11 protein-coding genes are annotated in these 11,987 nt (G+C 69.9%); 1 reads left to right on the top strand and 10 read right to left on the bottom strand.

The genetic code is table 11. The features are described 5' to 3' along the window. Nucleotides 1–35: 35 nt before the first annotated feature. The 8 genes from paaI to pdhA all read right to left on the bottom strand — a co-directional run bounded on the left by paaI (nt 36) and on the right by pdhA (nt 9,249). Nucleotides 36–416 carry a hydroxyphenylacetyl-CoA thioesterase PaaI gene (paaI, locus tag MNR00_RS12415; RefSeq protein ID WP_241926230.1) on the bottom strand — a complete coding sequence of 127 codons (381 nt, stop codon included), beginning with the start codon at nt 414–416 and terminating at the stop codon, nt 36–38. 5 nt (nt 417–421) lie between these two features. Beyond that, nucleotides 422–2,524, bottom strand: a complete 2,103-nt coding sequence (gene paaZ / locus MNR00_RS12410) for a phenylacetic acid degradation bifunctional protein PaaZ (RefSeq protein WP_241926229.1) — start codon at nt 2,522–2,524, stop codon at nt 422–424. Continuing rightward, nucleotides 2,521–3,372 carry a 3-hydroxyacyl-CoA dehydrogenase family protein gene (locus tag MNR00_RS12405; RefSeq protein WP_241926228.1) on the bottom strand — a complete coding sequence of 284 codons (852 nt, stop codon included), beginning with the start codon at nt 3,370–3,372 and terminating at the stop codon, nt 2,521–2,523. Before MNR00_RS12405 ends, paaZ begins: the two co-directional genes overlap by 4 nt. Further along, a complete protein-coding gene (locus MNR00_RS12400) occupies nt 3,369–4,109 on the bottom strand; it encodes an enoyl-CoA hydratase/isomerase family protein (RefSeq protein WP_241926227.1) in 741 nt (246 codons plus the stop codon). The genes MNR00_RS12405 and MNR00_RS12400 overlap by 4 nt, the downstream gene beginning before the upstream one ends. Nucleotides 4,110–4,257: 148 nt before the next feature. Then, nucleotides 4,258–5,445 (bottom strand): acetyl-CoA C-acyltransferase, encoded by a 1,188-nt coding sequence (locus MNR00_RS12395; RefSeq protein WP_241926226.1) that lies wholly within the window; start codon nt 5,443–5,445, stop codon nt 4,258–4,260. A 149-nt stretch (nt 5,446–5,594) separates the two neighbouring features. Then, nucleotides 5,595–7,109 carry a dihydrolipoamide acetyltransferase family protein gene (locus tag MNR00_RS12390; protein WP_241926225.1) on the bottom strand — a complete coding sequence of 505 codons (1,515 nt, stop codon included), beginning with the start codon at nt 7,107–7,109 and terminating at the stop codon, nt 5,595–5,597. Then, the gene (locus tag MNR00_RS12385; RefSeq protein WP_241926224.1) at nt 7,106–8,143 is read right to left on the bottom strand and encodes an alpha-ketoacid dehydrogenase subunit beta; all 1,038 of its coding nucleotides are present in this window, start codon (nt 8,141–8,143) and stop codon (nt 7,106–7,108) included. Before MNR00_RS12385 ends, MNR00_RS12390 begins: the two co-directional genes overlap by 4 nt. Beyond that, nucleotides 8,140–9,249, bottom strand: coding sequence for a pyruvate dehydrogenase (acetyl-transferring) E1 component subunit alpha (gene pdhA / locus MNR00_RS12380; RefSeq protein WP_241926223.1), 1,110 nt, complete (start codon nt 9,247–9,249; stop codon nt 8,140–8,142). Before pdhA ends, MNR00_RS12385 begins: the two co-directional genes overlap by 4 nt. A 148-nt stretch (nt 9,250–9,397) precedes the next feature. On the opposite strand from pdhA, the gene MNR00_RS12375 reads away from it, so the two are divergent. After that, complete coding sequence (locus tag MNR00_RS12375; protein ID WP_241926222.1) at nt 9,398–9,835, top strand: Lrp/AsnC family transcriptional regulator; 438 nt, start codon at nt 9,398–9,400, stop codon at nt 9,833–9,835. A gap of 6 nt (nt 9,836–9,841) precedes the next feature. Here the strand turns inward: MNR00_RS12375 and MNR00_RS12370 are convergent, their stop codons facing one another. Further along, nucleotides 9,842–10,498: an HAD-IA family hydrolase gene (locus MNR00_RS12370; protein WP_241926221.1), complete on the bottom strand. Its 657-nt coding sequence runs from the start codon at nt 10,496–10,498 to the stop codon at nt 9,842–9,844. Nucleotides 10,499–10,580: 82 nt separating this feature from the next. Further along, a complete protein-coding gene (locus MNR00_RS12365; RefSeq protein WP_241926220.1) occupies nt 10,581–11,987 on the bottom strand; it encodes an amidase in 1,407 nt (468 codons plus the stop codon).

Below are 11,987 nucleotides of genomic sequence, written 5' to 3'. Positions count from 1 at the left end.
TCTCCGGGGGTCGGTTCGGGTGCGTGGGTGAAGGGCTATTGCACGGAGCGATTGGTGGTGATCGAGCGTCCGCGGAACTCCGCGACGACGTCGCCGGCCTCATCGCGCACGGTCACGTCATACAGCCCGTTTCGGCCGCTGACGATGCGGCGCACGGCGGTGGCCGTGAGCACCTGACCTGCATGCGTGGATTTCAGGAACGTGATGTCGGCGCCGGATGCCACGGTGACGCGCTCGTCCTCGTTGCAGGCGATCGCGAAGGCGGTGTCGGCGAGCGCGAACACGAGCCCGCCGTGGGTGATCGCGAAGCCGTTGAGCATGTCGTCGCGCACCGTCATCGACACGATGGCGCGCCCCGGCTCATCGGCATCGACCTGCATGCCGAGCATCGCCGAGGCGGCGTCGCGCTGCATCATCGGCCTCATGCGCTCACGGCTTCTGACTGCGGCTCGCCGGGCGACGGGACGGGCTCCTTGCTCACCAGCGTGAGCACGTCGTAGGTCGCGACGATCTCGTCGTTCTGGTTGCGGATCACGGCATCCCAGCGCACCTCGCCGTACTCGTCGGTCTCTCGCGGGGTGATCTGCTTGGCCGTCAGATCGACGCGGATGCTGTCGCCAGGCGAGACCGGAGTGATGAACCGCAGATTCTCGAGGCCATAGTTGGCGAGCACGGGCCCCGGCTCTGGATCGACGAACAGGCCGGCGGCCCAGGACACCAGCAGGTACCCGTGTGCGACGCGGCCGGGGAAGAACGGATTCGCCGCAGCGGACTCCTCGTCCATGTGCGCATAGAACGTGTCGCCGGTGAAGTGCGCGAAGGTCTCGATGTCGTCGAGTGTCACCTCACGGGCATCCGATGTGATCTGGTCGCCGATGCGCAGCTCGGCGAGCGACTTGCGGAACGGATGCCGCTCGCCCGCGTGCGCGGCGGCACCCGCATGCCAGATGCCGGTCAGTGCGGTGAGCATGTCGGGGGAGCCCTGCACGGCCGTGCGCTGCATGTGGTGCAGCACGGCGCGGATGCCGCCGAGCTCCTCACCGCCGCCGGCGCGACCGGGCCCGCCGTGCACGAGTCCTGGCATCGGCGAGCCGTGCCCGGTGGAGGCTCGGGCGCCGTCGCGGTCGAGCAGCAGCATCCGACCGTTGAACGGCGCGATGCGCGTCGCGAGGGCGACCGCCTGCGCCGGGTCGTGGGTGGCGATGCTGGTGACGAGCGAGCCGCCGCCGCGCGCGACGATGTCGGATGCCTGCGCGACGGTGTCGTAGGTGATCAGAGACGACACGGGGCCGAACGCCTCGACGGAGTTCACGGCGTCGGCATCGGCGTCGTCGAAGCGCAGCAGCACGGGCGAGACGAACGCGCCTTCGGGCGCAGCACCGGTGGTGCCGTCCTGGTGGCGCACCGAGGGTGCGTCGGTCGAGCCGATCACTATCCGGCCGCCGCCGTCGACGAGCTTCTGCACCTGCCGCTGCACCTCATCGCGCTGCGCCGTCGAGGCGAGCGGTCCCATCGTCACGCCCTCGGCGCGGGGGTCGCCGATCACGGTCTTCGCGTCGAGCCTGGCGCGCACGGCGTCGATCACGGCGTCGGCCGACGCCGCCGGCACGATCGCCCGGCGGATCGCGGTGCACTTCTGCCCGGCCTTGGTGGTCATCTCGACGACGAGTTGGCGCACGTACGCGTCGAACTCGGGTGTTCCCTCGACGGCATCGGTACCGAGAACGGATGCATTGATCGAGTCGGTCTCTGCGGTGAAGCGCACGCCGCCAGTCTGCACAGCTGGCCTGCTACGCAGACTCTCGGCTGTCGAGGCGCTGCCGGTGAAGCCGACCAGATCGCCAAGGCGCAGGTGGTCGAAGAGTGTGGGCACGCTGCCGCTGACCAGCTGCAGCGACCCGGCCGGCAGCAGCCCCGACTCGACGAGGATGCGCACCATCGCCTCGGCGAGGTAGCCGGTGGGGGTCGCGGGTTTGACGAGTGTCGGCATGCCGGCGAGGAACGCCGGCGCGAACTTCTCGAGCGAACCCCAGACCGGAAAGTTGAACGCATTGATCTGCACGGCCACGCCGGGCAGGGTCGTGTAGATGTGGCGGCCGAGGAAGGAGCCGTCCTTCGACAGCGGCTCCACAGGGCCGTCGACGTACACGTGGCTGTTCGGCAGCTCGCGGCGCCCCTTGCCGGAGTACGCGAACAGCACGCCGATCCCGCCGTCGATGTCGACCCACGAATCGGCCTTGGTCGCGCCGGTGCGGGCCGAGATCGCGTACAGCTCGGCCTTGCGCTCGGTGAGGGTGAGCGCGAACTGCTTGAGCAGCAGCGCGCGCTGGTGGAAGGTGAGCGCGGCGAGGCTTTCGTGGCCGGTGGTGCGCGCGTACTCGAGTGCGGCGGCCAGGTCGAGGCCCTGCGTCGAGACGTGGGTGATGACCTCGCCGGTGGAGGCGTCGCGCACCGGGGTCGCGCCCTCGGCAGAGGCCGGCGTCCACCACTCGCCCTGAACGTAGCTGGGCAGGATCTCGGTCATGATCGTTCCTCGTTCCAGTTGTAGAAGCCTTCGCCGGACTTGCGACCCAGTCTGCCCTCGGCGACCATCGTGCGCAGCAGCTCCGGCGGGGCGAAGCGGTCGCCCAGCTCTCGGGCGAGCTCTTCGGCGATGCCGAGTCGCACATCGAGTCCGACGATGTCGGTCGTGCGCAGCGGGCCTATCGGATGCCGGTACCCGAGCGTCATGGCCGTGTCGATGTCTTCCGCGGAGGCGACGCTCTCTTCCAGCATCCGGATCGCCTCGAGCCCGAGCATCACTCCCAGTCGCGACGACGCGAAGCCGGGGGAGTCGCGGACGACGATCGGCGTCTTATTCAGCGACTGCACCCACCAGCGCGCCGCCTCGATGACACTGGGGGCGGTGGCGGAGCCGCGCACGATCTCTACCAGCGCCGACGCGGGCACCGGGTTGAAGAAGTGCAGCCCGAGGAAGCGCGCCGGGTCGCGCAACGTCGCGGCGAGGTCGTCGATCGAGATCGACGAGGTGTTGGATGCCAGCACCGCAGCTTCTCCGAGCACGGCGTCGACGCGCGCGAGGGCCTCCTGCTTCAGCCCGCGGTCCTCGGGGACGGCTTCGATCACCAGATTCGCATCCGCGAACAGGCCGACATCGATGCCGACGCGCAGCCGCGAGGCGGTCTCATCGGGGTCGAGATCCGGGTCGCGCTCGGCGGAGCGTCGGATGCTGTCGCCGATGCGCGCCACGGCAGCATCCACGCTCGCGTCGTCACGCTCCACGACCGACACCCTGGCGCCTGCGAGCAGGAACGAGTGCGCGATGCCGGCGCCCATCCGCCCACCGCCGAGGACGCCCACGTGCTCGCTCATCGCTGGGCCTTCCGCTCGAGGAACTCGGTCATCCGGCGCATCTTCTCGGTGCTCTCGAACAGCTCGGCCTGCAGCTCGCGCTCGATGTCGGGGTGCTCGTGTCGGGGCGCGCGCAGCGCCCGCTTGGTGTGCTGTGTCGCGAGTGGGTCGTTCGCGGCGATGCGGTCGGCCATCGCGTGGGCGGCATCGAGCAGTTCCTCGGCGGGGTGGATGCCCGAGATGAGCCCCCAGGCCAGTGCCTCGTCTGCGCCGAGCACCCGTCCGGTGAGCAGCAGCTCGCTCGCGCGTGCGTGGCCGACGATCTCGGGCAGGCGCCAGGTCGCCCCGGCCGCCGCCATGATGCCGAGCCCGGTCTCGGGGTTGCCGATCTTCAGCGTCGGCGCGGCGATGCGCAGGTCTGCGGCATACGCGAGTTCGGCGCCGCCTCCGAGGGCATAGCCGCTGACGGCTGCGATCACCGGCATCGGCAGCTCATGGATGCGGATGAACGCGCTGGCGTTGATGGCGTTTCGGGCATCGTCGGCTCGCCGCTCGCGCAGCTGGGCGATGTCGGCACCGGCGGCGAAGACCTGCTCGCTGCCCGCGAGGATCAGCGTGCGCGGCTCGGCCTCGAGCTCGGCGCACAGGGCGTGCAGGGCGTCGATCGTGTGCTGATCGATCGCGTTGCGCTTCTCGGGCCGGTTCAGCGTCGCGATGACCCGATCGGCCCGGCGCTCGATGAGCAGCGGTGAGGTCATGCGCCCACCACCTGTCGTTCCGGTCGCAATTTCTCCCGCTTCGCAGCCTGCTGAGCGGGAGAAATTGCGACCGGAACAGTGCTGCGCGCCGAGACGGCGGGAGAAATTGCGACCGGAGTGGCGCTCGGGCGAGGGTCTGGGGCGGCGCTCATGCCACCCGCTCCAGGATCATGGCCGTGCCCTGGCCGACGCCCACGCACATGGATGCCAGGCCGAGACCGGCGTTCTCGCGCTCCATGCGGCCCATCAGGGTGATCACGATGCGGCTGCCGCTGGAGCCGAGCGGGTGGCCGAGGGCGATCGCCCCGCCGTCGCGGTTGACGATGTCGGGGTCGAGGCCGAGGCGGCGGATGGATGCCAGCGACTGCGTCGCGAACGCCTCGTTGAGCTCCACGGCGCCGATCGCCGACAGATCGAGACCGCTGCGCTTCAGCGCCTTCTCGGTGGCCGGCACCGGGCCAAGGCCCATGATCTCGGGGGCCAGCGCTGCGGTCGTGGACGTCACGATCCGGGCGCGCGGCGTCAGACCGTACCGGCGCACGGCCTCGCCGCTGGCGACGACCACGGCCGAGGCGCCATCGTTGAGGGTGCTGGCGTTGCCGGCGGTGACCACGGTCCCGCCCGGTACGACTGGGCGCAGCGCAGCGAGCGCCTGCAGACTCGTGTCGCGCCGTGGCCCCTCATCGACGGCGAAGTCACCTGCCCGCGTGGGCACGGCGACGATCTCGTCGGCGAAGCGCCCAGCATCCACCGCCGCGACAGCCTTCTGCTGACTCGCCAGGGCGAAGGCGTCAGCATCCTCTCGCGTGATGCCGTCCCGACGCGCGACCTCTTCGGCCGTCTCAGGCATCGAGTACGTCGCCTTGTCGCGCTCGAGGAATCTCGGGTTGGTGAATCGCCACCCGATCGCCGTGTCGAACGCCGCGCCGGGCTTCCCCCACGCGCGGTCGGGTTTGGCCTGCACCCAGGGCGCGCGGGTCATCGACTCGACGCCACCGGCGACCATCAGATCGGCGTCACCCGCGCGGATCGCCTGCGCGGCCATCGCGATCGCCGACATTCCCGACGCGCACAGCCGGTTCACGGTGATGCCGGGAATCTCATCGGGCAGTCCAGCCAGCAGCGCGGCCATCCGCGCGACATTGCGGTTGTCCTCACCGGCCTGGTTGGCGGAGCCCAGGATCACGTCATCAATGGCGTCCTCAGGGATGCCGGCGCGGTCCACCGCCGCCCGCACGACCAGCGCCGCGAGATCATCGGCACGCACACCTGAGAGGGCACCGCCGTAGCGGCCCACCGCGGTGCGGGCACCGCCGACGAGAAAAGCGTCCGTCATGTTTCCATCTCCGTTGCGTGGAACCTGAACTGGGTCGGTGAGCCGGGCGTGCGACGCGCGACGGCATTTCCTAACCAATCGGTCAGTAATCTATCCAGACGCGGGATGCGCCCGCAACTCTGTTGCATGGCCGGGTCGGTTCGTATCGCTCAGATCTGACCGTAGGCGCGCAGCGGATGCTCGATCAACTGTGCCACCCTCCGCAGGAACCCTGCGGCGTATCCGCCGTCGCACACGCGGTGGTCGAACACCAGCGACAGCTGCGCGATGCGGCGCGGCACGATGCTTCCGTCGACCACCCACGGACGCTCGATCATGCGGCCGATACCAAGGATCGCGACATCGGGGTGGTTGATGATCGCCGACGACCCGTCGACACCGAGACTGCCGTAGTTGTTCAGAGTGAAGGTCGATCCGCGCAGGCGCTCGGGCGGCATGCCGCCCGAGCGCGCGGACTCGGCCAGCTCCCGCAGCTGCGCGTCGAGCTCGTCGACAGACAGCTCGTGAGCGCGGGGGATGACCGGCACCATCAGACCGCGCGCGGTATCTGCAGCCACGCCCAGGTTCACGCCGTCGAATGAGATGATCTCGCCCGCGTCATCGCTGAGTCGTGACGCCAGCAGCGGGTACTCGGCCAGCGCGAGCAGCGTGAACCGCGCGACCAATGCGGTCAGCGACGGTGCGCGCTCGCCGTCGGACGCCATCTCCGCGCGCAGCTGCCAGAGCCGGGTGGCATCGACATCGACCCAGACCGTCGCATCGGGGATCTCGGAGCGGCTGCGGGTCAGCTTCGCGCTGACCGCCTTGCGCAGCGGGCTGAGCTTCTCGCGGGAGGTGACCGTGAGGGCATCCACGGTCGAGCCGGCGGTCGGTGCCGGGGAGGCGGATGCTGGGGAGCCGGACACGGCCGCAGGTACCGCGAACGCTGTCGACGCGGCCACCCCGTTCACGGCGCTGTCCACAGCCGCGCGCACCACGTCTCCGCGGGTGATCGCCCCGTCCGAACCCGACCCGGTGATCGTCTGCACATCGATGCCGAGCTCGCGCGCGAGCCGCCGCACCAAGGGCGACCGCACGGCGACCGTCCTGCGCGGCGTCGATTCGTCGACAGCACGGGCAGTCGACGAATGCACGGGCTGTTCACGTGCCGGAGTCGTGCGCTCGACAGCATCCGGTGCACTCGGCGATTGCGCGCCCTGTTTCGGCGGCAGGGACGCCGTTCGGGCCCGCCGACGGCCGGCGCCGACGCGCTCCTTCGTGCCGTAGCCGATCAGCACGTTGCCAGAGGCGCCGGCGCGCTCCTCAGCCCGGTACGCCTCCTTCTCGGCGAGCTCGGGCTTTTCAACGAGCTCGGGCTTCTCAACGAGCTCGGGCTTCTCGGCTGGTTCAGCCGCGGGTGCAGATCCAGGCACAGACGAGGAGTCCACCTCGAGCACCGGCGCACCTACCTCGAGCATCTCGCCTGGTTCGCCGTGCAGTGCCGTCACGACACCGGCGTACGGCGAGGGCAGCTCGACGACGCTCTTCGCGGTCTCGACCTCGGCGATCGCCTGGTCGATGTGGACTTCATCGCCCACCTGCACCAGCCACTGCACGAGGCCGGCCTCGGTGAGCCCCTCGCCGAGATCGGGTAGCCGGAACACCTGCGTCGTCGCGGTGCTCACGATTCCTCATCACTTTCAGTGAAGTGCAGCGAGTCGATGGCATCCAGGATGCGGTCCGCATCCGGCAGGTAGAAGTGCTCGAGCTTCGGCGGGGCGAAAGGGGTGTCGAATCCGGTCACGCGCCGCACCGGCGCCTCGAGGTACTCGAAGCAGCGCTCGAACACCCGCGCCTGGATCTCGCTCGCGACGCTGACGTACCCTGGCGCCTCGGCGACGACCACTGCGCGTCCGGTCGCGCGGACAGCGGCCGTCACCAGCTTGTCGTCGAACGGCGACAGCGAGCGCACGTCGATCACCTGCACGCTGCGTCCCTCGGAGGCCGCGATCTCGGCGGCCTCCAGGGCCACAGGCACCATGGCGGCGTAGGCGAGCACCGTGACATCCGTTCCCTCGCGGGCGATGCGGGCCGTGCCGAGGTCGTGTGTCAGCGAGGTGTCGACCTCACCCTTCGACCAGTACAGCTTCTTCGGCTCGAGGAAGATCACCGGGTCGGGCGAGGCGATCGCCGCACGCAGCATCGAGTACGCATCCTGCGGAGTGGAAGGCGACACGACCGTGAGCCCAGGGGTGTGCGCGTAGTACGCCTCGGACGAGTCGCAGTGGTGCTCGACGCCGCCGATGCCGCCGCCGAACGGGATGCGGATCACCAGTGGCATCCGCATCGACCCTCTGGTGCGGTTGCCGATCTTGGCGACGTGACTGACGATCTGCTCGAAGGCGGGCAGCGCGAACGCGTCGAACTGCATCTCGATCACGGGTCGCATGCCGTTCATGGCCATGCCGACCGCGGTGCCGACGATGCCCGATTCGGCCAGGGGCGTGTCGAAACAGCGCTCTTCGCCGAACCGCTCGGTGAGTCCGTCGGTGATCCGGAACACGCCTCCGAGTGCGCCGACGTCCTCGCCGAACACGACGACGTTCGAGTCCTCGCGGATCGCGTCGGCCAGAGCGAGATTGAGCGCTGCGGCCATGGTCATCGTCTGCATGGTCGGCGCTGCGGCGTCAAGCCGAAAGTCGTCGTGGGCGATGGTCATCGTGATCCTCCTGCCGTGGACATATCGGATGCTGCCGCACGGGCGATCTCGCCGCGCAGCAGCTCCCATTGCTCCTCGAGCTGCGGGGAGCGCTTCGCGGTGACGAAGCGGAACAGGTCTTCGGGGTCGAGCTCAGCGTCGGCGTTCAGCGCGGCGCGCAGCTCGGCGGCGATCGTCTCGGCACCGGCCGCGATCTGCTCCTCGGCGTGCGCGTCGAGAGCACCGGACGCGGTCAGGTACGCGCGCATGCGGGTGAGCGGATCGCGATCGATCCACGCCCGCACCTCGTCGCGTTCGCGGTAGCGGGTGTCGTCATCGGCGTTGGTGTGCGCCTGCATCCGATAGGTGTGCGCTTCGACCAGCGACGGTCCGCCGCCGGCGCGGGCACGGTCCACGGCTTCACCCAACACCGCCAACACCGCGGCGACGTCATTGCCGTCGACACGCTGCCCCGGCATGCCGTAGCCGATCGCCTTGTGCGCGAGCGACGGCGATGCAGTCTGCCGCGAGAGTGGCACCGAGATCGCGAACTCGTTGTTCTGCACAAAGAACACCACCGGCACGTGGAAGACGGCGGCGAAGTTCATCGCCTCGTGGAAATCGCCCTCGCTGGTCGCACCGTCGCCGCACAGTGCGAGCACGACGGTGTCTTCGCCGCGGTGCTTCGCGGCCTGCGCAAAGCCGACCGCGTGCAGCAGCTGAGTGGCCAGGGGAGTGGACTGCGGGGCGACGCGATGCTCGGCGGGGTCGTAGCCGGAGTGCCAATCGCCGGCGAGCAGCACCATGGCATCGGCAGGGCTGACGCCGCGCCCCATCACGGCGACCGAGTCGCGGTAGGTGGGGAACAGCCAATCGCGCTCGCCCAGCACGAGCGAGGCTGCGACCTGGCACGCCTCCTGCCCGTGCGAGGACGGGTACACCGCGAGCCGGCCCTGGCGCACGAGCGCGCTGGCCTGGTCGTTGATGCGGCGGCCCTCGACGAGCGCACGGTACGCATCCAGCAGATGGTCGGCATCGGGCATCCGATACTGCGCATCGCCTCGGGCCGTGCCGTCCTTCTCGATGAGGCAGACCGGGACATCGCGGGGGAGCAGGTGGTCTTGCATGTTCGCCTCCTTCGCCGAACGGGTATCCCCAGCATCCCTCGCGCGGCGCAATCGTCCAACCGCTCTGGCTGTTTACCGAACGAATGGTCACCTATTGCGCAGGCAAGTGGCAAAGTGTCAGGATTCGGTGACGGAATGAAGGAGTCCCATGAGCGAGATGGATGCCACGGATCACGCGATCCTCGCCGAGCTGCGCCGCGACGCGCGGGCGTCGATGACCGCCATCGCCGAGGCGGTGCACATCTCGCGCGCCGGCGCGCACGCCCGGATCAAGCGGCTCGCCGACCTCGGGGTGATCACCGGATACACCGTGCGCACCGATCCGGTGCAGCTCGGCCACCACGCCTCGGCCTACGTCATGCTCGCCATCGAGCAGGCGACCTGGCAGGACGTGCAGGCGCGCTTGCGGGCGATCCCCGAGGTCGAGCACATGGCTCTCGTCGGCGGCGATTTCGACGTCATCCTGCTCGTGCGCGCCAGCGACGCCCGTGACCTTCGCCGCATCGTGCTGGAGGACATCCAGGCGATCCCGTCGATCCGCTCGACCCGCACCACCCTGATCTTCGAGGACTTCACACGGGAGTGAATCCGGTCAGGGCGCCTCTACCGTCAGCTCGAAACCGTCCTCCGCCTCGGTGATCGTGACGTGCGTCAGGTCGGGCACCGCGAGGGTCGGGTTGTGCGCTGCAGCGTGACGTCCGACGCCGATCACGGTCATGCCTGCGGCGCGTCCGGCCTGGATGCCGGCGCCCGAATCCTCGAAGACCACGCAGTCTGCCGGGTCGATGCCGAGCATCGCCGCGGCCTTCAGGAAGCCCTCCGGGTGCGGTTTCGATGCCGAGACGCTCTCGGCCGTGACGCGCAGCTCGGGGATCGGCAGACCGGCGGCATCCATCCGCGCTGTCATCAGCGCGACGTCCGCCGACGTCACGATGGCGTGCGGATGCCGGGCCAGTGCATCCAGCAGCTGCTGCGCCCCGCCGATGGCGACGACGCCCTCGACATCACCGGTCTCGCGGTCGAGCATCTGCTGATTCTCGATCAGGTTGATCGCGTGGTCGCGCTCGGGCAGCATGATCGCCATGCTCTGATGCCCCTGCCTGCCATGCACGACGTCGAGCACGAACGCCGGGTCCAGCCCGTGCGGCTCCGCCCACTGCAGCCAGAGCCGCTCGACCACCGCCGTCGAGTCGACGAGGGTGCCGTCCATGTCGAGCAGAACGGCGCGGGCGCGAAGGGTGGTGGTCATGGCACCAGGCTAGCCGCGCCCCGTGCGGGGCCGCCCATCGGTGACGGAGCTGCCGAGCGGCGCGGGCTCAGTGGCGGCGGGCTCAGTGGCGCCAGATCGCGGGCTTCGGCATCGCACCCGCCTGCTTCTCGAGCGCCGCGGCGAGCGCGATGAGGCCCGCCTCGCCGCCTGGCCTGCCGATCAGCTGCACGCACACCGGATGCCCCGACACGTCGGTCGTCACCGGCAGCACGAGCGCCGGAAGGCCCGCTACATTCACGAAGCTGCTGTACGGCGCGTACCGCACCTGCTGCGAGAAGTTGCGGGCGGCGTCGGTGCGGTCGAAGGAGCCGACCGGCAGCGGGGGCATCGCCAGGGCAGGGGTGAGCACGACGTCGAACGGTGCGAAGGCCGAGATCGTGTCCCGCTCGAAGGCGGATGCCGCGGCGAGCGCGTCCAGCACCTGCGTGCCGCTCAGGGCGCGGCCCTCACGCACCAGCCACGCCGTGATGGGCTCGACCAGCGCGAGCTCTGCGTCCGACAGCTTCATCCGTGCGGCGCTCATGCGCCAGATCGTCGTGAACATCTCGGCATACCCGCGCGGACGCCAATCCAGCGGATCGACGCCGTGCCCGGCATCCGACAGCATCGCCGCCGCCACCTCGACCGCACGCGCCGCCGCAGGGTACAGACGGATGTCCTCGGCGTCGTCCCAGGGCGACACGGTGGTCACGCCGATGCGGGCGAAGGCCATCGGCCGATGCAGCGCCTCGACGAACGGGCCGGCGCCAGGCGCCTGCGTCGCGTATGCGTACCGACGCCCTGAGGTCTGCACGTCCAGCAGCAGGGCGGCATCCGCCACCGTGCGTGCGATGGGGCCGGCGACAGGCAGGCCTGCGGGGCTGTCCATGCCCGACGCGTACGGCACCCGCCCGCGAGACGGCTTGATGCCCACGATGCCGACCGTCGCGGCCGGGATGCGGATCGATCCGCCGCCATCAGAGGCCGGCGCCAGTGGCAGCAGACCCGCCGCCACGGCTGCCGCTGCGCCGCCGCTGGATCCGCCTGCGCCGTTGTCGGGGTTCCAGGGATCGCGTGCGGGCGGCGCGACCAGCGACTCGGTGTAGCCGGTGAGTCCGAATTCGGGGGTGTTGGTCTTGCCGAGACTGACGCCGCCGGCCTCGTCGAGCACGGCGGCGGCGTCGGCGGTGGCATCCGGAACGAAGCCGAGGTGCAGGCGCGATCCGAAGCGCGTCGGCACGCCGGCGCGGGCCACGAGGTCCTTGTCGGCGAACGGCAGACCCCACAGCGGCCGGTCGGGCGCGGTGCGCTGCAGATGCGAGGCGCGGCCGCGGGCTCCAGACGCGGTGACTTCCACGAACGCCCCAAGACGGCTGTTCAGACGGGTGACGCGATCGAGATAGTGGCTGACGAGATCGACCGGCGTCGTCTCGCCGTTGCGCAGCGCCACCAGTTGCTCAGTTGCGGTGAGGTCGTGCAGATCGGCCAT

Origin of the sequence: Microbacterium sp. H1-D42 (genome assembly GCF_022637555.1) — a bacterium.
In the GTDB taxonomy this organism is placed as follows: domain Bacteria; phylum Actinomycetota; class Actinomycetes; order Actinomycetales; family Microbacteriaceae; genus Microbacterium.
Note: the sequence above shows the minus strand (reverse complement) of the source record. Positions and strands in the feature narration are given on the sequence as shown.

Excerpts from the sequence above, each read along its gene's own strand:
- MNR00_RS12395 (WP_241926226.1), bottom strand. The coding sequence starts at position 5,445 with ATGACGGACGCTTTTCTCGTCGGCGGTGCCCGCACCGCGGTGGGCCGC.
- pdhA (WP_241926223.1), bottom strand. The coding sequence starts at position 9,249 with ATGCAAGACCACCTGCTCCCCCGCGATGTCCCGGTCTGCCTCATCGAG.
- MNR00_RS12375 (WP_241926222.1), top strand. The coding sequence starts at position 9,398 with ATGAGCGAGATGGATGCCACGGATCACGCGATCCTCGCCGAGCTGCGC.
- MNR00_RS12370 (WP_241926221.1), bottom strand. The coding sequence starts at position 10,498 with ATGACCACCACCCTTCGCGCCCGCGCCGTTCTGCTCGACATGGACGGC.
- paaI (WP_241926230.1), bottom strand. The coding sequence starts at position 416 with ATGATGCAGCGCGACGCCGCCTCGGCGATGCTCGGCATGCAGGTCGAT.
- MNR00_RS12365 (WP_241926220.1), bottom strand. The coding sequence starts at position 11,987 with ATGGCCGATCTGCACGACCTCACCGCAACTGAGCAACTGGTGGCGCTG.
- MNR00_RS12405 (WP_241926228.1), bottom strand. The coding sequence starts at position 3,372 with ATGAGCGAGCACGTGGGCGTCCTCGGCGGTGGGCGGATGGGCGCCGGC.
- MNR00_RS12400 (WP_241926227.1), bottom strand. The coding sequence starts at position 4,109 with ATGACCTCACCGCTGCTCATCGAGCGCCGGGCCGATCGGGTCATCGCG.
- paaZ (WP_241926229.1), bottom strand. The coding sequence starts at position 2,524 with ATGACCGAGATCCTGCCCAGCTACGTTCAGGGCGAGTGGTGGACGCCG.
- MNR00_RS12385 (WP_241926224.1), bottom strand. The coding sequence starts at position 8,143 with ATGACCATCGCCCACGACGACTTTCGGCTTGACGCCGCAGCGCCGACC.